Origin of the sequence: Halorubrum sp. JWXQ-INN 858 (genome assembly GCF_009806985.1) — an archaeon.
GTDB lineage: Archaea > Halobacteriota > Halobacteria > Halobacteriales > Haloferacaceae > Halorubrum.
The window spans coordinates 67434-89536 of record NZ_WUAX01000016.1 but is presented as its reverse complement, the minus strand read 5'-3'; the positions used below and the strand labels follow the sequence as shown (position 1 = coordinate 89536).

At 68.9% G+C, this 22103-nt stretch carries 23 protein-coding genes; 18 read left to right on the top strand and 5 right to left on the bottom strand.

Annotated features, from left to right (window positions below; translation table 11 throughout):
- Positions 1-139 precede the first annotated feature (139 nt).
- Complete coding sequence (locus GRS48_RS12400) at positions 140-586, top strand: bis(5'-nucleosyl)-tetraphosphatase (RefSeq protein WP_159486991.1); 447 nt, start codon at positions 140-142, stop codon at positions 584-586.
- A 50-nt stretch (positions 587-636) separates the two neighbouring features.
- Positions 637-1698 (top strand): DUF5787 family protein, encoded by a 1062-nt coding sequence (locus GRS48_RS12395; protein ID WP_321168436.1) that lies wholly within the window; start codon positions 637-639, stop codon positions 1696-1698.
- Here GRS48_RS12395 and GRS48_RS12390 read toward each other — a convergent pair.
- Positions 1695-2093, bottom strand: coding sequence for an OsmC family protein (locus GRS48_RS12390; RefSeq protein WP_159486989.1), 399 nt, complete (start codon positions 2091-2093; stop codon positions 1695-1697). The genes GRS48_RS12395 and GRS48_RS12390 overlap by 4 nt on opposite strands.
- A gap of 134 nt (positions 2094-2227) precedes the next feature.
- Complete coding sequence (locus GRS48_RS12385) at positions 2228-2974, bottom strand: metal-dependent hydrolase (RefSeq protein ID WP_159487944.1); 747 nt, start codon at positions 2972-2974, stop codon at positions 2228-2230.
- A gap of 220 nt (positions 2975-3194) precedes the next feature.
- Here GRS48_RS12385 and GRS48_RS12380 point away from each other — a divergent pair, with 220 nt between their 5' ends.
- The 8 genes from GRS48_RS12380 to GRS48_RS12345 all read left to right on the top strand — a co-directional run bounded on the left by GRS48_RS12380 (position 3195) and on the right by GRS48_RS12345 (position 9909).
- The gene (locus GRS48_RS12380; protein ID WP_159486987.1) at positions 3195-3941 is read left to right on the top strand and encodes a fumarylacetoacetate hydrolase family protein; all 747 of its coding nucleotides are present in this window, start codon (positions 3195-3197) and stop codon (positions 3939-3941) included.
- A gap of 86 nt (positions 3942-4027) precedes the next feature.
- Positions 4028-5122 carry a histidinol-phosphate transaminase gene (gene hisC / locus GRS48_RS12375; protein WP_159486985.1) on the top strand — a complete coding sequence of 365 codons (1095 nt, stop codon included), beginning with the start codon at positions 4028-4030 and terminating at the stop codon, positions 5120-5122.
- A 38-nt stretch (positions 5123-5160) separates the two neighbouring features.
- Complete coding sequence (locus GRS48_RS12370) at positions 5161-5739, top strand: adenylate kinase family protein (protein WP_321168492.1); 579 nt, start codon at positions 5161-5163, stop codon at positions 5737-5739.
- A 78-nt stretch (positions 5740-5817) separates the two neighbouring features.
- The gene (locus GRS48_RS12365) at positions 5818-6420 is read left to right on the top strand and encodes a CDP-alcohol phosphatidyltransferase family protein (RefSeq protein ID WP_159486981.1); all 603 of its coding nucleotides are present in this window, start codon (positions 5818-5820) and stop codon (positions 6418-6420) included.
- A gap of 84 nt (positions 6421-6504) precedes the next feature.
- Positions 6505-6741, top strand: coding sequence for a hypothetical protein (locus tag GRS48_RS12360; RefSeq protein ID WP_159486979.1), 237 nt, complete (start codon positions 6505-6507; stop codon positions 6739-6741).
- 111 nt (positions 6742-6852) lie between these two features.
- Positions 6853-7983 (top strand): tubulin/FtsZ family protein, encoded by a 1131-nt coding sequence (locus GRS48_RS12355; RefSeq protein WP_159486977.1) that lies wholly within the window; start codon positions 6853-6855, stop codon positions 7981-7983.
- 47 nt (positions 7984-8030) lie between these two features.
- Complete coding sequence (locus GRS48_RS12350) at positions 8031-9164, top strand: SPFH domain-containing protein (protein WP_159486975.1); 1134 nt, start codon at positions 8031-8033, stop codon at positions 9162-9164.
- Positions 9165-9300: 136 nt separating this feature from the next.
- A complete protein-coding gene (locus GRS48_RS12345; protein WP_321168435.1) occupies positions 9301-9909 on the top strand; it encodes a MarR family transcriptional regulator in 609 nt (202 codons plus the stop codon).
- A gap of 91 nt (positions 9910-10000) precedes the next feature.
- Here the strand turns inward: GRS48_RS12345 and GRS48_RS12340 are convergent, their stop codons facing one another.
- Entirely contained in the window at positions 10001-10255 is a 255-nt protein-coding gene (locus tag GRS48_RS12340) for a hypothetical protein (RefSeq protein WP_159486973.1), read from the bottom strand.
- Positions 10256-10450: 195 nt separating this feature from the next.
- Here GRS48_RS12340 and GRS48_RS12335 point away from each other — a divergent pair, with 195 nt between their 5' ends.
- Complete coding sequence (locus tag GRS48_RS12335) at positions 10451-12292, top strand: flippase-like domain-containing protein (RefSeq protein WP_159486971.1); 1842 nt, start codon at positions 10451-10453, stop codon at positions 12290-12292.
- A 322-nt stretch (positions 12293-12614) separates the two neighbouring features.
- Here the strand turns inward: GRS48_RS12335 and GRS48_RS12330 are convergent, their stop codons facing one another.
- A complete protein-coding gene (locus GRS48_RS12330) occupies positions 12615-13412 on the bottom strand; it encodes a helical backbone metal receptor (RefSeq protein ID WP_159486969.1) in 798 nt (265 codons plus the stop codon).
- 207 nt (positions 13413-13619) lie between these two features.
- Here GRS48_RS12330 and GRS48_RS12325 point away from each other — a divergent pair, with 207 nt between their 5' ends.
- The 7 genes from GRS48_RS12325 to GRS48_RS12295 all read left to right on the top strand — a co-directional run bounded on the left by GRS48_RS12325 (position 13620) and on the right by GRS48_RS12295 (position 19808).
- Positions 13620-14591, top strand: a complete 972-nt coding sequence (locus GRS48_RS12325) for a transcription initiation factor IIB family protein (protein ID WP_159486967.1) — start codon at positions 13620-13622, stop codon at positions 14589-14591.
- A gap of 30 nt (positions 14592-14621) precedes the next feature.
- Positions 14622-15014 (top strand): hypothetical protein, encoded by a 393-nt coding sequence (locus GRS48_RS12320; RefSeq protein WP_159486965.1) that lies wholly within the window; start codon positions 14622-14624, stop codon positions 15012-15014.
- Between the two features lie 87 nt (positions 15015-15101).
- On the top strand, positions 15102-15794 hold the full coding sequence (locus GRS48_RS12315; RefSeq protein ID WP_159486963.1) for a type I 3-dehydroquinate dehydratase: 693 nt from the start codon (positions 15102-15104) through the stop codon (positions 15792-15794).
- Positions 15795-15933: 139 nt separating this feature from the next.
- Positions 15934-16896, top strand: a complete 963-nt coding sequence (locus GRS48_RS12310) for a rhomboid family intramembrane serine protease (RefSeq protein WP_159486961.1) — start codon at positions 15934-15936, stop codon at positions 16894-16896.
- Positions 16897-17778 (top strand): endonuclease V, encoded by an 882-nt coding sequence (locus tag GRS48_RS12305; RefSeq protein ID WP_159486959.1) that lies wholly within the window; start codon positions 16897-16899, stop codon positions 17776-17778. It abuts the gene before it with no gap.
- A 448-nt stretch (positions 17779-18226) separates the two neighbouring features.
- A complete protein-coding gene (locus GRS48_RS12300; RefSeq protein WP_159486957.1) occupies positions 18227-18448 on the top strand; it encodes a hypothetical protein in 222 nt (73 codons plus the stop codon).
- 244 nt (positions 18449-18692) lie between these two features.
- Positions 18693-19808 carry a TAXI family TRAP transporter solute-binding subunit gene (locus tag GRS48_RS12295; RefSeq protein ID WP_159486955.1) on the top strand — a complete coding sequence of 372 codons (1116 nt, stop codon included), beginning with the start codon at positions 18693-18695 and terminating at the stop codon, positions 19806-19808.
- 284 nt (positions 19809-20092) lie between these two features.
- Here GRS48_RS12295 and GRS48_RS12290 read toward each other — a convergent pair whose 3' ends face one another.
- The gene (locus GRS48_RS12290; protein ID WP_159486953.1) at positions 20093-22087 is read right to left on the bottom strand and encodes a TRAP transporter fused permease subunit; all 1995 of its coding nucleotides are present in this window, start codon (positions 22085-22087) and stop codon (positions 20093-20095) included.
- Positions 22088-22103: the final 16 nt, after the last annotated feature.

The window sequence follows — 22103 nt, the reverse complement described above, 5'->3', positions numbered from 1 at the left end:
GCTCGCCACCGTCGCACGTATATATACCCCCGCATCCGAGAGCCGATTACGGCACCGAGACCGCCCGAGAGCGGCGGAGAGCCGACAGCAACCGTCGAGTCCGACACCCTCTTTAGGAGGGGTGGCTTACCTGACGCTAATGACGGTCGAAGCGACCAGCGCTGGAGCCATCCTCTTCCGCGACACCCGCGGCGAACGGGAGTACTTACTCCTGAAGAGCCGGCCGGGGGACTGGGAGTTCCCCAAAGGCGGGATCGAGGGGGACGAGGAGCTCCAGCAGACGGCGATCAGGGAGGTGTCGGAGGAGGCCGGGATCGAGGATTTCCGGCTGATCGACGGTTTCCGCGAGGAGTACGACTACGTGTTCGAGGCGAACGGCAAGACCATCCACAAGACGGTCCACCTGTTCATCGCCCGCTCGTTCGAGGCGAGCGCGGAGCTCTCGAAGGAACACCGCGACCTGCAGTGGCGCGACTACGAACAGGCGATCAACACGATCACCCAAAACGGCCCGCGGGAGATCTTCGAGGAGGCCCACGAGTACCTCGACGAGCTCCAGGACGAGGCGTCCGGCGACTACGTCTGAAGCCGGCACGCGCCGGATCAGTTTTCACCGATCGACCCGTTCCCGGAGCCGTGCGTCCAGACGCGGAGTTCGGCTACGAGCTCATGGTCTGTCGGTACGCCGAGCTGGCGTGGCACCCTGGTGAAGGGTCACGACCCGCGATCGTCTCCCGACAGCTCGGCACCCGCGAGCGGCGCTGGGACACGGTCGTCATCGAGGTCGATCCCGCGGGGTTTGCCGCGCGCCGGGCCCTCGACGACCGGACGATCGGCTCCGATCTCCTCCACGTGGTCCGGCACGCGCCCGCCGCGTGGGCGTGGTACCGCGACGCCCTCCCGGACCCCGGCTACCCCTGGCGGTACGTCCGCGAGGCGGTCCACCGCGCGGCGGGCCGTGGCCTGGTCGAGACGCGTCGCCGGGGCAATCGGATCGAGATCCGTCGCGTCCGCCCGTACCCCGACTGGATTCGGCGGATCGTCGCCGTCGAGAACAAGCCGGACCTGGACCGATCGGCAGCTGACGCGCTGGCCGACCAGCTCTCACACGACGTCGACGCGGCGCTCGCCGACGAGGTCTGGCTCGCCACGGAGACGACGGGCGAGCGCGTCGAGCCCGCCCTGCTGCGGTCGATGCCGGTCGAGGCCGGGGTCCTCACCACGGACTTCTCCGGGGGCGTCGACGCCGGAGCCGCGCGGGTCGCGTGGCACCCGAGCGACCTCGACGCGGCCCGTCGAGACGGCGCGAGCGACCCCGAGACGGTCACTCGCCGGCTCGAGATCGCCGAGCGCGCCTACGGGAAGGGGTGGCGGTCGTTCCACGACACGATGCGGCCGGACTGTCGCTCGTTCGAGCTCCGGCGGACGGGGCGCGCGCTCGTCCCGTACTGTGCCGCGAAAGAGACGATCCCGACGGCGCGGGAGTGTTCGGGGTCGTGCCCGTCGTTCGCGCCGGAGCCGCCCGGCTGGCGGACCGCCGGTTGGCCGATCGAGGGCGGTCCTGGGAAGGGGATCCAACGGTTGCTCCGTCGGCGTCGCGAGCGGGTCCACGACGAGGTCACGGGTCGGGACGGCGGGCGGACGACGGCTCGGAGCGGACTCGGGAGCGAAAACGGTGTCAGGAACGGACGCGACTAGAACGCGCCGCCGTGAACGCTGATGTCGGCGTGCAGGTCCTCGCGCAGCGCGGTGTGCACGTGGCAGATCCCCTCGGCCCGCTCGACGATCTCGTCGAACGTCTCGTCGTCGAGGTCGGCCTCGGCGTGGAGGTCGAACGCGATCGACGACAGGTCGTCGTCGTCGTCGAGCTCCGCGCTGGCGTCGATCTGGAGCTTTCCGAGGTCGTCCTCGCCGCGCTGGCTCGCGCCGACGCGGAACGCGGGGAGGAAACACGCGGCGTACGTCGCCACGAGGGTGGCGTTCGGGTTCGGGCCGGTCTCGTCGGTGGCGTCGATCTGAAGGTCGAAGTCGCCGATCTGACTCGTGGACGCGTAGCCCTCCTCACATACGGTGGTGGTTTCGATGTCCGACATACAGTCGAACAGATGTGTCGCCGGCCGCCTAAAGGTTGCTATCGATCCGACGTGTCTCGGGCGCGAGGTGTCGCGGCGGTCCGCGTCGATCCCGTTCCGTGTCCCGGGCGTAGGGGGCCGCAGCGAACGGCGACTCAGGAGTCCTCGTAGCCGCCGTGTTCGTCGAGGACGTACGTCTCGTCGCCCTCGAGAACGACGGTTTCGGCCGCCGCCCCGGCCGCTTTCACCTCCCGTTCGAACTCCTCGGGGTCGACCTCGATCGGGGGGAACGTGTCGTAGTGCATCGGGAAGACGACGTCCGCCCCGACCCAGTCGGCGGCGATGCCCGCGCCCGCGGGCCCCATGGTGAAGTGGTCGCCGATCGGGAGCGCGGCGGCGTCCGGCTCGAAGAACGGCGCGATCACGTCGACCATCTCCGACATCAGGCCGGTGTCGCCGGCGTGGTAGAACGTCGTGCAGTCGGCGTCCGACTCCTGGGTCGGTTTCTTGTCACCGATCACGAACCCGGCGGGCATCCCGGCGGAGGTGCCGTACCCGGTGTCGATCCCGTTGGAGTGGTCCGCCCGGACCATCGTCACCCAGGCGTCGCCGCACTCGACGGTGCCGCCGATGTTCATCCCCATGCCGCCGACGGCGTGCTCGTGGCCGAACGTCTCCTGGACGTATCCCGTCAGCTCCGGCGTCGCGACGACCGTCGCTCCCTCGTAGCGGTCGGCGTCGGCGATGTGGTCCGAGTGGCCGTGGGTCAAAAGCAGGTAGTCGGGGTCCAGCTCCTCGGGGTCGGTGTCGGTCTTCGGGTTGTCGAAGAACGGGTCGATGAGCAGCTCCGTGTCGTCGACGACGACGTGCCACGTGGAGTGACCGTGCCAGGTGAGTTCCATCATACACCCAATACGTCTGGACGGATCCTCTTGAATGCTACCCCGCGCACGGTGGCGCGGGGGGATCCTGCCCTCGCGAGGGCTGGCCTCCCGTTTCGATGACGCGACTTGCAGCTACCGACTCGAAGGGAGTCGTGTCCGGTGGACCGCCCGCCCTCCGCGGTCGGTCGGGTTCGCCGCGTCGCGAACCCTTTTGAGGGGTGCGGCCGACCGGGCGTGTATGCATTACGCTCGATTCCGTGACCCGGCAGGCTCCGTCCGCGAGGGCACGTACGACCCCGACGCCGGAACGGTCGCGTTCGGCGGCGAGGAGTACGCGCTCGACGACGACGCGATCGACGTGCTCCCGCCGGTCGAACCCAGCAAGATCGTCTGTATCGGCCGGAACTACGCGGACCACGCCGCCGAGCTCGACAACACCGTCCCCGACCGACCGCTGCTGTTCTTGAAGCCGCCGAGCGCCCTTTCGGGCCACGGCGACACGGTGACCGTCCCGGCGGGGAAAGAGCGGATCGACTGGGAGGCGGAGCTCGCGGTCGTCATCGGCGAGCAGTGTAAGGACGTCGACGCCGCCGACGCGATGGACGTCGTGGCGGGGTTCACCTGCATGAACGACGTCTCCAACCGCGACGACCAGAACGAGGAACAGAACTGGGTCCGCGGGAAGGCGTTCGACAACTCCGCCCCGCTCGGTCCCGTCGTCGCGACCCCCGACGAGGTGCCCGCCGACGCGAGCGTCGAGCTGCGGGTCAACGGCGAGACGAAGCAGGCGGGCCACCGCGGCCAGCTCGCCTTCGACGTGCCGGCGCTGATCGAGGAGATCACGACGTACCTCACGCTTGAGGCCGGCGACGTGATCGCGACCGGCACGCCGGAGGGCGTCGGCGCGCTCTCCGACGGCGACGTCGTCGAGATCGAGATCGAGGGCGTCGGCACGCTCGAACACGACGTTCACGTCCCCGAGTAGTCGCCGAGTGACCGTCGAGCGATCCACCGCTCGGCCGTTCGGGACGTTCGGCCACTCTTAAGGCCGCCCCCGGCAGACGGGGAGACATGGAACCACGGGACCTCTCCACTCACTCGCCGTACGTTCCCGGCCGGGGCGTCGAGGAGGTCGCTCGCGACCTCGGGATCGACCCGGCGGAGCTCATCAAGCTGTCCTCGAACGAGAACCCCCACGGGGCGAGCCCGAAGGCCGTCGCGGCGATCCGCGACCACGCCGCCGGGATCAGCGTCTACCCCAAGGCGTCACACGCCGACCTGACCGCCCGGCTCGCGGAGCGGTGGGACGTCGACGACGAACAGGTGTGGCTCTCGCCGGGCGCGGACGGCTCCATCGACTACCTCTCCCGGGCGACCCTCGAGCCCGACGACCGGATCCTCGTTCCGGAGCCGGGCTTCGCCTACTACGGGATGTCGGCGCGATACCACCACGGCGAGGTGAACACCTACGGGCTCTCGCCGACCGACGGGTTCGAACAGACCGCGGAGGCGGTGCTGTCCGCCTACGCCGGCGAGCGGATCGTCTACGTCACCTCCCCGCACAACCCGTCCGGCTCCGTCATGCCACTCGCGGAGGTCCGCGCGCTCGCCGACGCCACCGCCCCCGACACCCTCGTCGTCGTCGACGAGGCGTACGGCGAGTTCGCGCGAACCGACAGCGCCGTGACGCTGCTCGCCGACCGCGACGACGTCGCCGTCCTCCGGACGTTCTCGAAGGCGTACGGGCTGGCCGGGCTGCGCGTCGGCTACGCGGTCGTTCCCGAGGCGTGGGCCGACGCGTACGCCCGCGTGAACACCCCGTTCGCCGCCAGCGAGCTCGCCTGCCGGGCGGCGCTCGCCGCGCTCGACGACGACGACCACGTCGAGACGTCGGTCGAGACGGCCCGCTGGGCCCGCGAGTACATCGCGTCCGACCTGGACGCGGAGACGTACGACTCCGCCGGCAACTTCGTGCTCGCGGAGGTCGGCGACGCCGACCGGGTCGCCGAGGCGGCCCAGCGGGAGGGCGTCATCGTCCGCGACTGCACCTCGTTCGGGCTGCCGAGTTGCGTTCGGATCTCGACCGGAACGCGTGCGGGGACCCGCGAGGCGGTCGCCCGGCTGAACGAGACGCTGGCCGACCTCGGGCTCGGGGCACACGCGTGAGCGATCCCGGTCGCCAGGACGACTCGGTCGGTGCCGATGTGGCGGCCGGTTCCAACGGGCCCGCCCGCTCCGGCGGCGCTGACGGACAGGACCGCTCCGGCGAGAGGGCGGACCGCGTCGCGGTCACCGGCACGCCGGGGACCGGGAAGTCGACGGCGACGGCGCTGTTGGCGGACGAGTACGCGGTGACCCACCTCAACGAGCTGATCAAGGGCGACGACGACCTCTGGACCGAGCGCGACGAGGGGCGCGACACGCTCGTCGCCGACCTCGACGCGGTCGCCGAGCGGCTCGGCGACTGGTCCGGGATCGTCGACTCACACCTCGCACACCGGCTCGAGGCAGACCGCGTCGTCGTGTTGCGGTGTCGCCCGGAGCGGCTCGAGCGCCGACTCCGCGACCGCGGGGAGCCCGCCGCGAAGGCGCAGGAGAACGCCGAGTCCGAGGCGCTCGACGTGATCCTCTCGGAGGCGGTGACGGCACACGGCACGGAGCGCGTCTACGAGATCGACACGACCGACCTGGATCCGGCGGCGGTCGCCGACGCGATCCGCGCGGTCGTCGAGGGGACCCGCGATCCGAGCGCGGGGGTCGTCGACTTCCTCGACTACCTGTGACCGGCCCGCAGACGAACGGACTTATGGGGTCGCCCGGTGAGGATCCGGACGAACAATGCACGGCCAGGTGAGACGCGGATGACGCTGGACCGGCTCCGCCCGGCGGCGAACCGGCTGCTCGGCCCGTGGGTGACGGCCGCACAGCGGCTCGGGCTCTCGCCCGATCAGGTGAGCGTGGTCGCGTTCCTCGCCGCGGTCGCCGCGGGGCTCGCCTTCGCGGTCGCCGACCCCCTCCTGTACGCCCTCGGCGCGGCGTGTGTCCTGCTCAACGGCTGGCTCGACTTAGTCGACGGCGCGCTCGCCAGACGCGAGGGGACCGCCTCCGACGGGGGCGACTTCCTCGATCACGTGCTCGATCGGTACGCGGACATCGTCATCATCGCCGGCTTCACCGCCGGCGTCGACGCGTACGCGCTCGGCTTCCTCGCGGTCACCGGCGTATTGATGACGTCGTACCTCGGGACGCAGATCCAGGCGGTCGGGATCGGTCGCGAGTACGGCGGACTCCTGGGCCGTGCCGACCGGCTCGCGCTGATGGGCGTCGTCGGCCTCGTCGCCGCCGTCTCCGCCGGCCCCCTCGTCGCCGGGTTGAACGTCGTCGAGCTCCTGCTCGTGCTCCTCGCGGCCGTCGGTCACTTCACCGCCCTCCAGCGGTTCCGCGGCGCGTGGGCCGACTTGTAGCGGGACGCCGGCGTCGATCGACGTCCCCACGGTCGATCGACTCCCGCCCAGCGGGTTTAAAAGCCTCCGGACGAAACGGGGCGTATGCCCACGTTCGAGCTGAACCTGTCGGACGACGTGTACGCGGAGTTCCAACAGCTCGCCGACCAGGAGTTCGTCTCCGAGGAGCAGGCGGCCGAGGAGCTGATCTCCTCGGGGATCGACGCGTACAACGTCACGATCGTCGACGACGATCCCCACGACGAGATGTTGGACGGCGCGGAGAACAACATGTTCGACACGGCACAGGACCCCGGGAGCATCGAGGACGACCGACTGTAACGCGGCCCGGTATCGGCGCGATCGACGGTAGCGCGGCTCGGCACTGTTCCTTCGCGACCGTCGCGTCCGGCAGAGCCAAGAGCTAAATCCCCGCTGGACGACCCGCCGAACATGCGAGTGCACGTCATCGGCCTCGGGGGCGCCGGCGGGCGGATCGTGGACCGGCTCGTTGCCGACCACGGCGACGAGCCGTTCCTGCAGGGCGTCCACGCGTTCGACACCGACGCCGACGCGCTCGCCGCCCTCGACGACCTCGACGACGAGCGACGGTACCGGTTCGGGGACGCCGCAGGCGGCGACGGGCTCGACGGCGACCTCCACGCGGGCCGGCGGCTCGGAAAGGCGCACGCCGGCGAGCTGAGCCGGGCGATGGACGACCAGCGCCCGTCGATGGCGGAGGCGTTCCTGCTCGTCGTCGGGCTCGGTGGTGCGGTCGGTTCGGGCGTCGCCCCGGCGCTCGCCGACGAACTCGCCAGGCTCTACGACGCGCCGACGTACGTTTTGGGCGTGTGCCCGGCGCGTGAGGAAGTCGAGCCGCGGGTCGATGGCAACGGCCCGCGGGCCGCACCCACCCCTCGACGGCCGCTCGCGGAGCGGAACGCCGCCCGCACGCTCGACGCGCTCGCCGAGCGCGTCGACGCCGTCTTCCCGTTCGACAACGGGCTGTGGCTCCGCCGCGACGAGACGGTTCCGGGGGCTGCCCGGCGACTGAACGCGACCATCGCGTCCCGGGTCGCCGCCCTGTTCGGAGCCGGGGAGCGAGTCGACGGGGCGTCGACGCCACAACAGGTGCTCGACGCGAGCGACGTCGCCCGCGTGGTCGGCGCCGACGGGGAACTCGCCGCGATCGGCTACGGGACACAGGCGGTCGATCCCCCCGAACCCGCCTCACGGTTCGGGCTCGGCCTGTTCGGGTCGTCGGAGCCCGCGCCCGTCGACACCAGTGCGGCCGTGTCGGCGATCGAGACGGCCATCCGGAAGGCCGCGCGTGGGAAGGGGACGGTCGAGGTCCTGGAGGGGCGCGCGGACCGCACGCTCCTCGTCGTCGGCGGGCCTCCGGAGTGGCTCAACCGGGAGGCGATCGCGGAGGGACGGCGATGGATCGCCGAGGAGACGGGGTCGGACGCGATCCTGAGCGGCGACGCGCCGGTGCCGGGCGGGGACGAGGTGTTCGCCGTCGTGGTCCGGTCGGGGATCGACGAGCCCGACCGGATCGCCGCGATCCGCTCGTCGATCGAGTGACCCCTCGCGGGCGAACTGTTAAGGCTCCGATGGCCTAAGCGCAGGGTATGGATCCCCTTCCCCTCCAGTTCGAGTTCGGACTGGTGAGTATCGGCCTGCTGTTCGTCCTGCTGGTGGTCGTCACGCTCTGGCAGTCCTTCGAGATCGTCGACGCCTACGAGAAGAAAGCCCTCACGGTGTTCGGTGAGTACCGGAAGCTGCTCGAGCCGGGGATCAACCTCATCCCCCCGTTCGTCTCGCGGACGTACGCGTTCGACATGCGGACGCAGACGCTGGACGTGCCCCGGCAGGAGGCGATCACGCGGGACAACTCGCCGGTGACGGCGGACGCGGTCGTCTACATCAAGGTGATGGACGCGAAGAAGGCGTTCCTCGAGGTGGACAACTACAAGAAGGCGGTCTCGAACCTCGCACAGACCACGCTGCGAGCGGTCCTCGGCGACATGGAGCTCGACGACACGCTGAACAAACGCCAGGAGATCAACGCGAAGATCCGCCAGGAGCTCGACGAGCCGACCGACGAGTGGGGGATCCGCGTCGAGAGCGTCGAGGTCCGGGAGGTGAACCCCTCGAAGGACGTCCAGCAGGCGATGGAACAGCAGACGTCCGCGGAGCGTCGCCGCCGCGCGATGATCCTCGAGGCGCAGGGCGAGCGCCGCTCCGCCGTCGAACAGGCGGAGGGTGACAAGCAGTCGAACATCATCCGCGCACAGGGTGAGAAGCAGAGCCAGATCCTCGAGGCGCAGGGTGACGCGATCTCGACGGTGCTGCGGGCGCGATCGGCGGAGTCGATGGGCGAGCGAGCGATCATCGAACGCGGGATGGAGACGCTCGAGGCGATCGGACAGGGCGAATCGACGACGTTCGTGCTCCCCCAGGAGCTCACCAGCCTCGTCGGGCGCTACGGAAAGGCGCTCTCCGGCTCCGACGTCCAGGAAATGGAGGGGCTCGACGGACTGGAGTTCGACGACGAGACTCGGAAGCTGCTCGGGCTCGACAACATCGACGAGATCATCGGCCAGATCGACGAGGCCGCCGAGATGGACATCGAGGAGCTCGAAAAGGAGGCGCAGGCGGTCAAGTCGGGTGACGCCGGCGCGAACATCAAGTCCGCCGACGAGGTCATCCAGGAGATGGACGAGGAGGCCCCCGAAGGCGACGTCGAGCGAGAAACCCAGTAGGCCACGTCGGGGTCGTCCCACCGTTCCGTTCCTCCGCCCACGCCGTGCCGTCTCTCGTTTCCCCCTCCCACGCCCTGTTTCCGTACCGACGTCCTCGCCGAAGCGCTTTTGACGCTCCCACGGCTTTACAGCGGTAGTGACGGACGGTGTCGACGAGCGCAAGCGGCAGACCCTACGACGGTTCGCGGCCGTCGGAGCCGCCGCTCCGTTCGTCGGCGGTGCGAGCGGCTCCGGCGACGCGGACGACAACGAGACCCGCGAGGCGATCCGCGGCTACGTGCCGACGACGCCCGGCGTCCACTTCTCGAAGCTTCGTGACGACCTCAAGCTCGGGACCGGGGAGGCGCAGTACCACCTCGGGCGGCTGGAGGACGACGACGAGATCGAATCGACGAAGGACGCCGATTACCGCCGGTACTTCCCCGCGGGCCGGTTCGACGACCGAGACAAAGCGGCGCTCGGCTACCTCCGCCGGGACACCCCACGCGGGATCGTCGTCGCCCTGTTGTCTGATCCCGAGCGGACGGGGGCCGATCTCGCGGCCGGGCTCGGGATCTCGCGACCGGCGGTCAGTACCGCCGCGGGCGACCTCGCCGACGCCGGGTTCCTCGACCGCACCGACGGCTATCGCCTGACGGAGCCCGAGCGGTTCCTCACGCTGATCGTTCGCTACGCGGATTCGTTCGACGCTGACGCCGTCGTGCTGGCCGACGAGGCGGCCTCGTTGGTTCGGTACGAACCGTAACGGCACCACCCCGATCCTCGGTTCGCCGCCGGGACCGTCTGCTCGTCCGCCGCGGCCACAGGCTCACTCGACGCCCACTCGTCGGCCGGACTCACTCGGTGACCATCCACGTCGTTCCGGACGAGTAGCCCCACTTCTCGACGGTGAGTTCGGTCGTCGCCTCGGCGACGGTGCCCATGTTCGCGCCGACCTCCTTCGCGGAGAGGCCGAGGTCGTCGGCGATCAGCCGCGACTTGAAGTACGTCCGGTCGGCGGCGTGTTCACGGAGGTACTCGAGGATGCGGCTCTGTTTCTCCGAGAGCGCCGTCGGTTCGACCGGGACGGAGTTCGTCTGTGCCGTGCTCATACCCGTCCGGACGGTACGGGACCGGATAAGCGGGTTGGTAGGTTCGGTTAACGACGCACGGTCTTGCGATTTCGGGCTCGAACACCCGGTCGCGGTCCCGCCGATCCCTCGCCTTTCGGTACGGTATCTGAACCGCCTCGTCGACACCCGCCCGGTTCAGAAGGTACTTACCTCCGCCGTGGTCACAGAGGCTCAATGAGCGGTTCGTCCGGCGAGCCATCCGTCAGCGTCGTCCTCCCCGCGTACAACGAGGAGCGGACGATAGAGGGGACCGTCCGGACGACGTTGACGACGCTCGGGTCGTTCCTCCCAGAGGGATCCTTCGAGGTGATAGTCGCCGAGGACGGCTGTGACGACCGCACGCCTGAGATCGCGAGCCGGATGGCCGCGGAAGACGATCGGGTCAGACACGTCCACAGCGACGAGCGTCTCGGCCGCGGCGGCGCGTTGGAGCACGCGTTCGCCGCCGCCACGGGTCGGACCCTCGTCTACTTCGATACGGACCTCGCGACCGACATGCGACACCTCGAGGAGCTGGTAACGGCGGTCGAGAGCGGGGCGTACGACGTCGCCACGGGGTCGCGCTGGATGCCGGGCCGGACCGCCGACCGCCCGGCGAAGCGCGGGATCCCCTCGAAGGGGTTCAACCTCCTCGTCCGGCTGTTCCTCCGCTCGGACCTCCGGGACCACCAGTGCGGGTTCAAAGCGCTGTCGCGGGAGGCGTTCGAGACGCTGCGGGACGACGTCGAGGATACCCACTGGTTCTGGGACACCGAGCTGCTCGTCCGCGCCCAGCGGCGGGGGCTGGCGGTCACTGAGTTCCCCGTCGACTGGGAGCCGATGGGGGACACCAAAGTCGACCTCGTCCGCGACGTCCTGGGGATGGGGTCGGCGATCGTCCGGCTCTGGTGGGAGCTCTCCGTCCAGCCGCGGATCACGCGCCGGGTCACGTTCGCCGCCGGGCTCCTGCTCGTTCTCGCGGCGGTCGCGCTGATGCAGGTGTACCTCGACCCGGCCGCCGTGATCGCCGAGATGCGGAACGCGGACCTCGGTCTCGTGGCCGTCGCGACCGGGCTGTACGTCGTTTCGTGGCCGATACGCGGCTACCGCTATCGGGACATCCTCCGCGAGCTGGGGTTCGAGGAGCGCGTCGGCTTTCTCACCGGGGCGATATTCGTCTCACAGACCGGGAACCTCGTGTTCCCTGCACGGGCGGGCGACGCCGTGCGCGCGTACATCGTGAAGATGCGTCGCGGGATCCCGTATCCGTCAGGGTTCGCGTCGCTGGCGGCCGAGCGCGTGTTCGACCTGCTGACGTTGGCGGGGTTGGCCGGCGTCGTGCTCGTCGGCTACGCGGCCTCCGGCGAGCTCGCGGCGGTCGTCGACGCGGCCCTCGGAACCGGCGTCGAAGCCGACCGTGCCGGTCGAACGGCCGTCGCCGTCGCCGTCGCGGTCGGGTTCGCCGCGGTCGCCGCGGTCCTCGCCATCGTCCTCTCGGCGCGCTCGGACGCCAACCGGGTTCGAGCGCTCGTGACGTGGATGAGCAGCGACTCGTACGGTGACTACGTCGCCAGCGTGGTAGAGCGGTTCGTCGGCGACGTCCAGCGCGTCGGGGCGGATCCGAGCGCGTTCGCCCGGGTCGGAGCGACGAGCGTCCTCATTTGGGTCATCGACGTCCTCGTCGCCGCGGTCGTGTTGGCGGCGTTCGGCGTCGGGCTCGCACCAGTGACGCTGCTCGCGGCCTGTTTCTTCGCGGTCAGCGTCGGGAACCTCGCGAAGGTGCTCCCGCTGTCGCCGGGCGGGATCGGTCTCTACGAGGGGGCGTTCACGGTGTTGATCGTCGGGCTGACGCCGGTGGGGGCGGCGACGGCGCTCGGCGCGGCGATCGTCGACCACGCGGTGAAGAACGTCGTCACGGTCCTCGGCGGCGTGGCGTCGATGCTGGCGCTCAACGTCTCGTTGACGACCGCGGTCGAGGAGACCGAAGGCGTCTCCGAGGGGACGGACGCCGTCGACCCCGAGGCCGTCCACGAGTGACGGGTACGAGGGGCGCGTCACGACGACGAGGACGGCGGGAGACGTCGCCGCGGACCGCGAGGGGAACAGGAAAGCGTCGTCACGGACCGGAAGGTGACGGTGGACCTCGACGGACGCGACGTCGGTGGGGGCGGGCAGGTGGAACGGGCTCGATCGGTCGCTTCGCTCCGTGGTTCGGAGCCACGGCTCACGGCTCGGGACGTCCGTTCCACACACCCGCGTGCCGTCCCGAGCGACGGGGTCGGACACGGGGCGTCTGGCCGCGGCATCGCTTATAAACCGTCGTACCGTTCGGAGACGAGCGACGGTCGGGGCGGATTTCTCAATCGACGTCGCGGTGGATCAGCTCCGCGAGTCGCTCGACGCCGTCGATCAGCGCCGGACTCGGCTGGTTGAGCAGCGAGTCGTCGACGACGTGAACCCGGGCGTCGATCGCCCAGTTCCGGTCCTCGACGGTCGCGGGATCGACGCGGTCGCCGTGGCCACAGACGTGTAACACGACGTGGTCCGGTGCGGCGGCTTCGACCTCGTCTCGCGCGACTGCCCGCGATCGGTCCCCGGCATCGACGAAGGGATATCGGCCGCCGGCGGCGCGGACCGCGTCGGGGACCCAGTTGCCGGCGGCCATCGGGGGGTCCGACCACTCCTCGCAGTAGACGACCGGTCGCCGTCGGTCCGCGGCGGCGTCGGCGACGGCGTCGGCGACGCGATCGAGCCGGTCGCGGGCATGTTCGGCGAGGCGAGCGCCGGCGTCCGGTCGGTCGATCGCCTCGCCGAGATCGACGAACGTGTCGAGGACGTCCGCGAGGGTCGCCGGCTCGCGGTGCTGCACCGGGAGCCCCCGGTCGCGGCAGGCGGCCGCGAGGTCGGCCTGTAGGGGGTCGCTCGTACAGACGAGGTCCGGATCGAGCGCCACCACGCGGTCGAGGGCGGGATCCAGCCACCCGCCGACGACGTCGGGGGACGGGTCGTCGCTCCCGTCCGTCCCGACGTGGGGCCGACAGTGGTGGGTGACGCCGACGAGCGTCCCGCCCGCCCCCATCGCCGACAGCGTCGCGGTCGCGCTCGGGGCGAGCGAGACGACACGGGGACCCTTCGATCCGGTGGTGGCGTCCGTCATCGGGGGATCGTTCCATCCGGTCCGTCCCAAACCTTTCGCTCGGCGCTCCGTCGGACACGGGGGTGGTGAGTCGCCGTGTGGCCGTGAGGGATCGTGTGGATCCGTCGACTGCGCGGGGACACGTTCCGAGCCATTTAAGTGTTGTTCCAACATCGAGCCTGTAAGACCGTCCTCGGGCGTCGTTCAGTTACCGAGGGATCGATCGCTATGAGTGAACGAATGCATCTACGGGGGAGTCGCTCCCGAAACGAGACGGAAGAGGAATCGGAACGATCGAGTGAGAGCCTGAGCTGTCCCGAGTGTGACGGCCACGTCGTCAACGACGAGGAACACGGCGAGAGCGTCTGTTCCGCCTGCGGGCTCGTCGTCGAGGCCGACTCCGTCGACCGCGGGCCGGAGTGGCGCGCGTTCGACTCGCGAGAGAAGGACGAGAAGTCGCGCGTCGGCGCGCCGACGACGAACACGATGCACGACAAGGGGCTGTCGACCAACATCGACTGGCGGGACAAGGACGCGTACGGCCGATCGCTCGGCGCGCGCCAGCGCCAGAAGATGCAGCGGCTCCGCAAGTGGAACGAGCGGTTCCGCACGCGCGACTCGAAGGAGCGCAACCTCAAGCAGGCGCTCGGCGAGATCGACCGGATGTCCTCCGCGCTCGGCCTGCCGGACAACGTCCGCGAAACCGCCTCGGTCATCTACCGCCGCGCGCTCGACGAGGATCTCCTCCCCGGTCGTTCGATCGAGGGCGTTTCCACGTCGTGTGTGTACGCCGCCGCGCGGATGGCCGGCGTCCCGCGCAGCCTCGACGAGATCGCCGACGTCTCGCGCGTCGAGAAGGCCGAGATCGCCCGGACGTACCGCTACGTCGTCCGCGAACTCAAACTCGAGGTGAAACCGGCCGACCCCGAACAGTACGTCCCCCGGTTCGCCTCCGATCTCGACCTCTCGGAGGAGTCGGAAATGCGCGCGAAGAGCCTGCTGAAAAACGCCAAGGAGAAGGGCGTCCACAGCGGGAAGTCGCCGGTCGGGCTCGCGGCCGCCGCCGTCTACGCCGCCGCGCTGCTCACCAACGAGAAGACGACGCAGGCCGCGGTCTCGGAGGTCGCGGACATCTCCGAAGTCACCATCCGCAACCGCTACCACGAGCTCCTCGAGGCCGAGGACGGGCTCGTCGCGTAAGCGTCGACCGGCCCTGGACCGCTTCCAGTGATGCAGTCGCGTGACCTCTTTTTCGGGCTCCTGCTCGTTTCCGGTGCGGGGTGGATAGTGGCGTCGACGGGACCGGGAGCGGCCGGTGTCTGGTTCCTCGTCGCGGCCGTCGGTTGCGGGCTCGCGGGCGTCACCTACCTACTCGCGGGTGCCGACGCCGGAGCGGGTCGACGGATCGCCGGCCGATCGCTCACGCGGACTCGGCTTCGCGCGGTCGCGCAGGCGCTGATCGGTCTCTCCGTGGGCGTCATCGGCGTCGTCGGGGCCGCCACCGGCGACGCGGCCTCGGGAGCGCTCGCCGCCGTCGCCCTCGTCGTCCTCGCGCTGGCCGGGCTTCGATGGCGGCGCGGCGGGGTCGACGCGGCCGGCGGCGACGGTGCCGGCGAGGCGTAACGGGGTTCGCCGCCGGACGTCGGCTGCGATCGGAACGCCCGACGCGACGGTCGACGTTATAAGTCCCCGCCGGCCCAACCGCGTCGTATGTTCGAGGAGTTCGTTCTGGCGGCGGCGACGGCCGACCTCTCGGCGGAGCCGGCGGCGCGCGCCGACGCCGACGCGGTGGAGTTCCGGATGGACCTGGCGAGCGACCCGCTCACACAGCTGGAGAGCTACGACGGCGAGCTTCCGCTGATCGTGACGAACCGCGCGGAGTGGGAGGGCGGCGAGGCGGGGGACCTCGGCCGGTTCGGCGACCTCTCGGACGCGATCGCTCACGAGGACGTAGCCGCGGTCGACATCGAACTGGCCGCGCTTCGGGGCAACGCGCCGGAGGGTGAACGGTCACACGCGGTCGCCCTCCGCGAGACGGCCCGCGAGGAAGGGGTGGCGGTGATCGCGTCGGTCCACGACTTCCAGTCGACGCCCGAAACCGGGGTGCTCGTCGACCTGCTCGCCGACGCCGACGCCGAGGGCGACGTGGGGAAGTTGGCGACGACGGCGACCTCCCGCGACGACGCGCTCGCGCTCCTCGAGGCGACGAACGAGGCCACCACGGCGGGGCGGTCGGTCGCGACCATGTGTATGGGCGAGCCGGGGCGTCACACGCGGGCGGTCGCGCCCGTGTACGGGTCCCGGATCGGCTACGCGCCGGTCGACCCCGCGGACGCGACCGCGCCGGGACAGTACCCGCTCGCCACGCTTCGCCGGCTCGTCGACGACCTCCGAGGAGCGTAACGGGTTCGCTCGGGTCGGTGAATCGCTCGGGTCGGTGAGTCGTTCGGTTCGCGCGGCCCCGTCGGTTCGCGGGAATCGTTTCGTCGGTCGGCGGCCCCAGAGCCAAACCGCTTTACGAGCGCCCCCGTAAGGGCCGGTAATGGCGACGTGCGACGTGTGTGGGGAGTACGAGAACCTCCCGTACCAGTGTCGGCGGTGTGGTCGGACGTTCTGCGGCGAGCACCGTCTCCCGGAGAACCACGACTGTCCCGGCTTACGCGGGTCGAACGACCCCGGCGCGGTGTTCGAGAGCACGGTCGGCGGCGTCGACCGCGGCGGGGTGGCGACCGGGACGGGGCGCTCGTCCGATGCCGGGATCGTCGACCGGGTCAAACGCCGCGTCGACCGCGAAACGGGAAGGGGGAATGTGATGAGCCGCTTCCGTGGGAAGGCGACGTACGTCCTGCTCGCGGCGATGTGGTTCACCCTGCTCGGTCAGTGGGCCGCCCTCGCCGTCGGCGGCAGCGCGCTCCACAACCGGCTGTTCGTCCTCGAGTCGTACGCGCTGTGGCAGGTCTGGACGTGGGGGACCGCCGTGTTCGCACACGACCCCGGCCTGTTGTTCCACATCATCGGCAACAGCATCGTGCTGTTCTTCTTCGGCCCGCTCGTCGAGCGCGCGGTCGGCTCGAAGCGGTTCGTGGGATTCTTCCTCGTCGCGGGGGTCCTCGCCGGCCTCGGCCACGTGCTCTTCGTGCTCGCCACCGGCGGGGTCGTCGGCGTGCTCGGGGCCAGCGGCGCGACGTTCGCGATCCTGGGCGTGCTCACCGTCTGGCGGCCGAACATGCAGATCCTCCTGTTCTTCGTCGTCCCGATGAAGCTCAAATACCTCACGTGGGGGATCGCCGCCGTCTCCGCGTTCCTGGTCGTCTCGACCGGCGCGGCCGGGGTCGGCGGGATCGCCCACCTCGCCCACCTCATCGGCTTCGCGATCGGCCTCGCGTTCGGGAAACGGAACGTGAACCTCGCGCGGCGGACCGGCGGCGTCGGCGGCGTTCGGGCGAGCGGCGTCGGCGGTCCAGGGGGTCCCCGTGGTCCGGGCGGTCCGGGCGGTCGGTTCTGAATGTCCCCCGTCGACGACGGCGACGGTCCCGGCGGTCCCGGCGGTCGCAGCGATCGTGGCGTTCGCGTCGAGCGCCCCGAGTTCGTCCCCGATCCTCTTTCCTCGCGCGCGGAGATGGAAGCGCTCCAGCGCGACCTGGCCGCGGACGCGACGTTCGCCGACGACCACGGCCTCACGCCCGAGGACGTCGCGATCGGGACCGCGTTCGACCTCTCCGACGGGCTCCCCGCGGCGACGGCCGCCGCCGACCAGGACGGGCCCGTCGTCGTCGGGGTCGACCAGGCGTTTCGGCCGGACGACGGCGAGGCGATCTCGGCGGCGGTCGCGATCCGCGACGGCGAAGTCGTCGAATACGCGTCCGCGATCACCCCCTTGTCGATCCCGTACGTGCCGGGGTTGCTCGCGTTCCGCGAGGGCGGTCCGATACTCGCCGCGCTCGAGGCCCTCTCCGTCCCGCCCGACCTGCTCGTGTTCGACGGGTCGGGCCGGATCCACTTCCGCGAGGCCGGGATCGCGACTCACGTCGGTGTGACCTGCGACCTGCCGAGCGTCGGGGTCGCCAAGGGGCTGCTCTGTGGCGACCCGGGCGACTCCGTCGACGAGCGGCCCGCCGGCTGGCGGACCCCGATCCGCGCCGACGGGTCGATCGAGACGGGCGACGGTGGGGCACACGTGCTCGGCTACGCGCTTCAGTCCCGGCAGTACCCGAACAGCCGCCGGGTGAACCCGTTGTACGTGAGCCCGGGCCATCGCGTGTCGGCAGCGACGGCGACGGACCTCGTCGAGGCGTTGTGTGCCGGCTACAAGCTCCCCGAGCCGACCCGCCTCGCCGACGCCTACGCGGACGCCGTCAAGCGAGACATCGTCGGGTCGGGTCGGTAGCGGTCGTCGGAGCTAGCGATCGTCCGAGCGGGTTCGCGTCCGGGCCGGGTGTGGTCGCGCCACGGTTCGCCGTCGCTCGAGAGGGATCGATCGGACACGCTTTCTCCGCCCTTCTTTTTGAGGTCCCGTATTCTCCGTCGCCGATCGCGCTCCCGAACGCTCGATTCAGTTCTTATTTATATACTGTGTTGGAATAATTCATAACGAATAGTACTATTGCGTGCTTTGGATAAAAACTGCCTTCAAAGGTCTTTAGATCGGATCTTAGATCAAAATGTATGATTATTTTTCTTATATGTAATACTATATTTATATGAATTCCTGCTTCTCATACACGTCTTCTGCGTTCGATCGGTTCCCGAAACGCTCGCTTGTGGGTCGGGCCAGTCCTCGTGTCGGCCCGTGATTGAAACGAACGTTTATGTCATGGAAGGGCATATCAGGATCCATGTCGACAGATCCGACCGGGGACCACAGTGGCTCCCAGTCAGTAGCCCAACGGTTATCGGAGACGAGCGATCAGATCTGGGCTTACGTCGAGCGCGTCAGGCCCGACAACGTGGATCGACTGAAGCTCGCGGTCAAGGTCGCGTTCAGCGCCGTCATGACGGCGCTTCTCCTGTACTGGGTGTTGGCGTATCAGTTCGGCGTCGTCTGGGTCGAGTTCTGACACGGACGGCGTCCCGTCATTCGACGTCGACGACGCGCCGGACGGCTGCGTCTCCCCTTCACCGACTCGCGACCCACCGGACACGTCCCGTATCGTGTGGACGCTCGATCGCCGACCCCCCGTAGAGCCTTCGCGCGATAGCTGCATACCTCGTGAACCACGTCGCCTTCCACGCGCGACTCGGTGTCCGAACCCGTTGCTGACCCCACAAGTTTATTGCCCCCGAATAACCATTAACAATGGGATGTCAAACAAATTTCCATCCAGACGACGGTTCCTGCAGGGCACGGCCGGCGTAGGCGCGATCGGGTTGGCCGGGTGTACCGGGGACGATGGCGACGATGACGGGGGCAACGGCGGCGGCGGTGGGGGCGGCGACGACGATGGTGGGTCCGGTGACGACGGTGGGGACGGCGATGACGTCGTCAACATGCGAGTCGGGTCCTCGACGCAGGGGTCGACCGTTTTCCAGACCTCGCAAGCGGTCCAACGCGTGCTCCGAGAACAGTCGGATACCGTTCGGTGGGACACCCAGACGACGGGCGGTGACCCTGCCAGTATCCGGATCTACAACGAGGGTGACCTCGAAGCGTACGGTCTCACCAACTTCACACAGCGGCAGGCGCTGAACTCGGAGGGACCGTTCGACGGCGAGGAGCTCGATACCCCGTACCAGGGATTCACCTACTTCGTCCGTGACGACTTCTTCTGGGCCGTCGACGGCTCCGGCATCGAGACGACGGACGACATGCTCGGCGAGAGCTTCCACATGCTTCAGCCGGGCTGGGGTACCCGAGAGATGTTCGAGGAGATCATGATCACGGGCGGCGGCGAGGACCTGCTCGAGCAGCTCCGGGAGAACGTCGTCAACGTCGACGTGGGTGACGTCGCCGGCGCGGTCGAGGAAGGAAACATCACGTGTGGTATCGGATACGGTGCGAACGAGGTGAACCTCCCGTCGTGGTTCGCGGAGGTCGACGCTCGGTCCGACATCCACCTCGTCGAGGTTACCGACCAGTTCCGCGAGGTGTTCGAGGAGTCGCCGCTCGCGCCGTACTTCGAGAAGGAGCCGTACGGGTTCACACAGGACGTCGGCGACACCCTCCAAGGGTGGCAGCTGCTCTTCCAGTACTTCTTCAGCCCGGACGTCTCGGCCGACGCGGTCTACGAAGTGCTTCAGATCGCCCACGATCACTACGAGAGCGTCCAGGAGGGACAGCCGGCGTTCCTCCCGTACGGCGAGAACCCCGAACACTTCGTCACCGCCATGGAGCCCGACTTCATCCCCGTCCACCCCGGCGCGGCGGACTTCTACGAGGACAACGACCTCTGGGACGACAGCTGGGACCGCGGCGAGTAACGCGGTCGAACGTGACTTTTTGATGCGTATCCACGGTCGCCGAGCGACGGCGATGTACCGACGACCTCGAGCATGACCCGTCCGGTGATCCGTTCGCTGACGTGATCATCCTCACGACGTGATCACCTCCATAACGTGATCACCCCAATGACGTGATCTGCCTCGTAACGTGATCACCCCAATGACGTGAGCAGCCTCGTAACGCGACTCGTCACGACGGTGGATCGGTCGACGTCGGACGGCGAAACGGAACGCGAGGACGGAAAAAGGGGATCGGACGTCGATCAGAGCCGTCGGGTGACGGCGGTCTGCAGGGCTGCGAGGTCCATCTCCCTGACCGTCATGATCTGCCAGGTGAAGAGCAGGGTGGCCAGGACCGTGGCACCGAACCGGACGAGCTCGCTGGGGACCGCCATGATCGCGACCCCGAGCACGACGAACGCGAGCCGTACCGCGTAGTTCCCGAGCCGGTTCGGGATCGCCCGCTTGTAGTAGTTCAGCCCGTGCACCATCGCGGCCGCCCCGAACAGGAGCAGCACCGACGAGACGACCTTCGTGAGCGTCAGGCCGCCGACGATGATCTCAGGGTTGTAGATGAACGCGAACGGGAGCACGAACAGCGGTGCAGATATCTTGACTGCCTCGATGGCGGTCGCCCAGAAGTTGGACTGGGCGATCCCCGTCGTCACGACCACCGCGATCGCGATCGGCGGGGTGATCCCGGAGAGGATGGCCGCGTAGAACACGAAGAAGTGGACCGGCAGCCGGGCCAGCCCGAACCCCTCGATCAGCGCGGGAGCGACCAACAGCGCGACGATCGTGTACGCGGCGACGGTGGGCATCCCCATTCCCAGGATGATACAGATCAGCATCGCGAGCAGCAGGGCGATGATCAGCACGCCGCCGGAGAGCTCCATCAACGCCAGCGCGAGCTTCCCGGGGACGCCGGTCGTCACGAGGATGTCGACGATACCGTTGATCGCCGCGACGATGACCGCGATCGGCGCGAGGATGAGCGCGCCGTACTTCATCCCGGACACCGTCTGTGAGAGCCCGATGGTGTACGGGTCGTCGGTGTAGCCGAGGAGCCGGTCGAGCACCGGGAACGTGATCCCCGTGAGGAACATCGCGACCGCCGTGTACAACGCCGCGGACATGACCGTCCACTGGGCGACGCCGAGCAGGTACACCAACACGGCGAACGGGATCGCGAGCTTCACCGTCTCCAGCAGGAACTCGGCGCGGGACTTCGTATCGCCGATGTCCGCCTCCTCCTGTGCGTTGACCCCGCTTTTGATGTCCTGGTTGATCGCCGCGTAGTGGACCGCGATGGCCACGGCGATGTAGAACACGAGCGCGGGGACGATCCCGGCGACCACGACCTCGATGTACGTGATCCCGAGGATCGACGCCATGATGAACGCCGCCGCGCCCATCACCGGCGGCATGATCTGTCCGCCCGAGGAGGCGACCGCCTCGATCCCGCCCGCGGTGGACGACTTCATCCCCGCTTCCTTCATCAGCGGAATGGTGACCGATCCGGTCATCGCCGCGTTCGCGACCTGCGCGCCGTTGATGGACCCGATCGCGAGGCTCGCGACGACCGCCGACTGCGCGATACCGGACTCCACGTATTCGGAGATACGGAACGCGATCCGCATGATGTAGTCGAACGCGCCGTAGCCGTTCAACAGCCCGGCATAGAGGAGGAACAGCGCCACCCACGCCGCGACGATACCGCTTATCGACCCGAAGAACCCGTCGAAGTCCATGACGAACACGTTGAGGATGCGCGTCAGCGACAGCCCGCCGTGGCCGATCAGCCCCGGGAGGCTCGCGCCGAGCCACGCGTAGAGGGCACCGCCGGCGATGACGGCCAGGAACGCCATCCCGAACGCCCGGTAGATCAGGTAGAACATCGCGAGGGTGAACAACAGCGCGAGCACGTACTCGTCGTGGAACGCCGTTCCCGTCCGCATGAACAGGAGGTCCTCGAAGTTGACGATCAGGTATACGGAGGTGATCGAGGTCGTCAGGAGGACCACGCCGAGGAGGTACAGGTCCAGGTAGTCGTTCTCCTCGAACGACTCGATCGACTCGTTGATCGCGTACATCCCGAACGCGAGCCCGAACAGCCCGACCGTGTACAGTGCTCGGGGCATGCGCTGTGTGTACGCGTAGTAGATCGCGAGCGCCCACAGAACGACCGCGAGTAGCGTCAACAGCTTATCAACTGCGACGGCCGGTGTTAGAACGGAGCGGGACCTTGTTTCGGTCATACGAGCCATATTCATT

Coding starts and splice junctions, on each gene's coding strand:
- GRS48_RS12400 (WP_159486991.1), top strand. CDS start 140: ATGACGGTCGAAGCGACCAGCGCTGGAGCCATCCTCTTCCGCGACACC.
- GRS48_RS12390 (WP_159486989.1), bottom strand. CDS start 2,093: ATGTCGGACATCGAAACCACCACCGTATGTGAGGAGGGCTACGCGTCC.
- GRS48_RS12385 (WP_159487944.1), bottom strand. CDS start 2,974: ATGGAACTCACCTGGCACGGTCACTCCACGTGGCACGTCGTCGTCGAC.
- GRS48_RS12380 (WP_159486987.1), top strand. CDS start 3,195: ATGCATTACGCTCGATTCCGTGACCCGGCAGGCTCCGTCCGCGAGGGC.
- hisC (WP_159486985.1), top strand. CDS start 4,028: ATGGAACCACGGGACCTCTCCACTCACTCGCCGTACGTTCCCGGCCGG.
- GRS48_RS12365 (WP_159486981.1), top strand. CDS start 5,818: ATGACGCTGGACCGGCTCCGCCCGGCGGCGAACCGGCTGCTCGGCCCG.
- GRS48_RS12360 (WP_159486979.1), top strand. CDS start 6,505: ATGCCCACGTTCGAGCTGAACCTGTCGGACGACGTGTACGCGGAGTTC.
- GRS48_RS12355 (WP_159486977.1), top strand. CDS start 6,853: ATGCGAGTGCACGTCATCGGCCTCGGGGGCGCCGGCGGGCGGATCGTG.
- GRS48_RS12350 (WP_159486975.1), top strand. CDS start 8,031: ATGGATCCCCTTCCCCTCCAGTTCGAGTTCGGACTGGTGAGTATCGGC.
- GRS48_RS12340 (WP_159486973.1), bottom strand. CDS start 10,255: ATGAGCACGGCACAGACGAACTCCGTCCCGGTCGAACCGACGGCGCTC.
- GRS48_RS12335 (WP_159486971.1), top strand. CDS start 10,451: ATGAGCGGTTCGTCCGGCGAGCCATCCGTCAGCGTCGTCCTCCCCGCG.
- GRS48_RS12330 (WP_159486969.1), bottom strand. CDS start 13,412: ATGACGGACGCCACCACCGGATCGAAGGGTCCCCGTGTCGTCTCGCTC.
- GRS48_RS12325 (WP_159486967.1), top strand. CDS start 13,620: ATGAGTGAACGAATGCATCTACGGGGGAGTCGCTCCCGAAACGAGACG.
- GRS48_RS12320 (WP_159486965.1), top strand. CDS start 14,622: ATGCAGTCGCGTGACCTCTTTTTCGGGCTCCTGCTCGTTTCCGGTGCG.
- GRS48_RS12315 (WP_159486963.1), top strand. CDS start 15,102: ATGTTCGAGGAGTTCGTTCTGGCGGCGGCGACGGCCGACCTCTCGGCG.
- GRS48_RS12310 (WP_159486961.1), top strand. CDS start 15,934: ATGGCGACGTGCGACGTGTGTGGGGAGTACGAGAACCTCCCGTACCAG.
- GRS48_RS12305 (WP_159486959.1), top strand. CDS start 16,897: ATGTCCCCCGTCGACGACGGCGACGGTCCCGGCGGTCCCGGCGGTCGC.
- GRS48_RS12300 (WP_159486957.1), top strand. CDS start 18,227: ATGTCGACAGATCCGACCGGGGACCACAGTGGCTCCCAGTCAGTAGCC.
- GRS48_RS12295 (WP_159486955.1), top strand. CDS start 18,693: ATGTCAAACAAATTTCCATCCAGACGACGGTTCCTGCAGGGCACGGCC.
- GRS48_RS12290 (WP_159486953.1), bottom strand. CDS start 22,087: ATGACCGAAACAAGGTCCCGCTCCGTTCTAACACCGGCCGTCGCAGTT.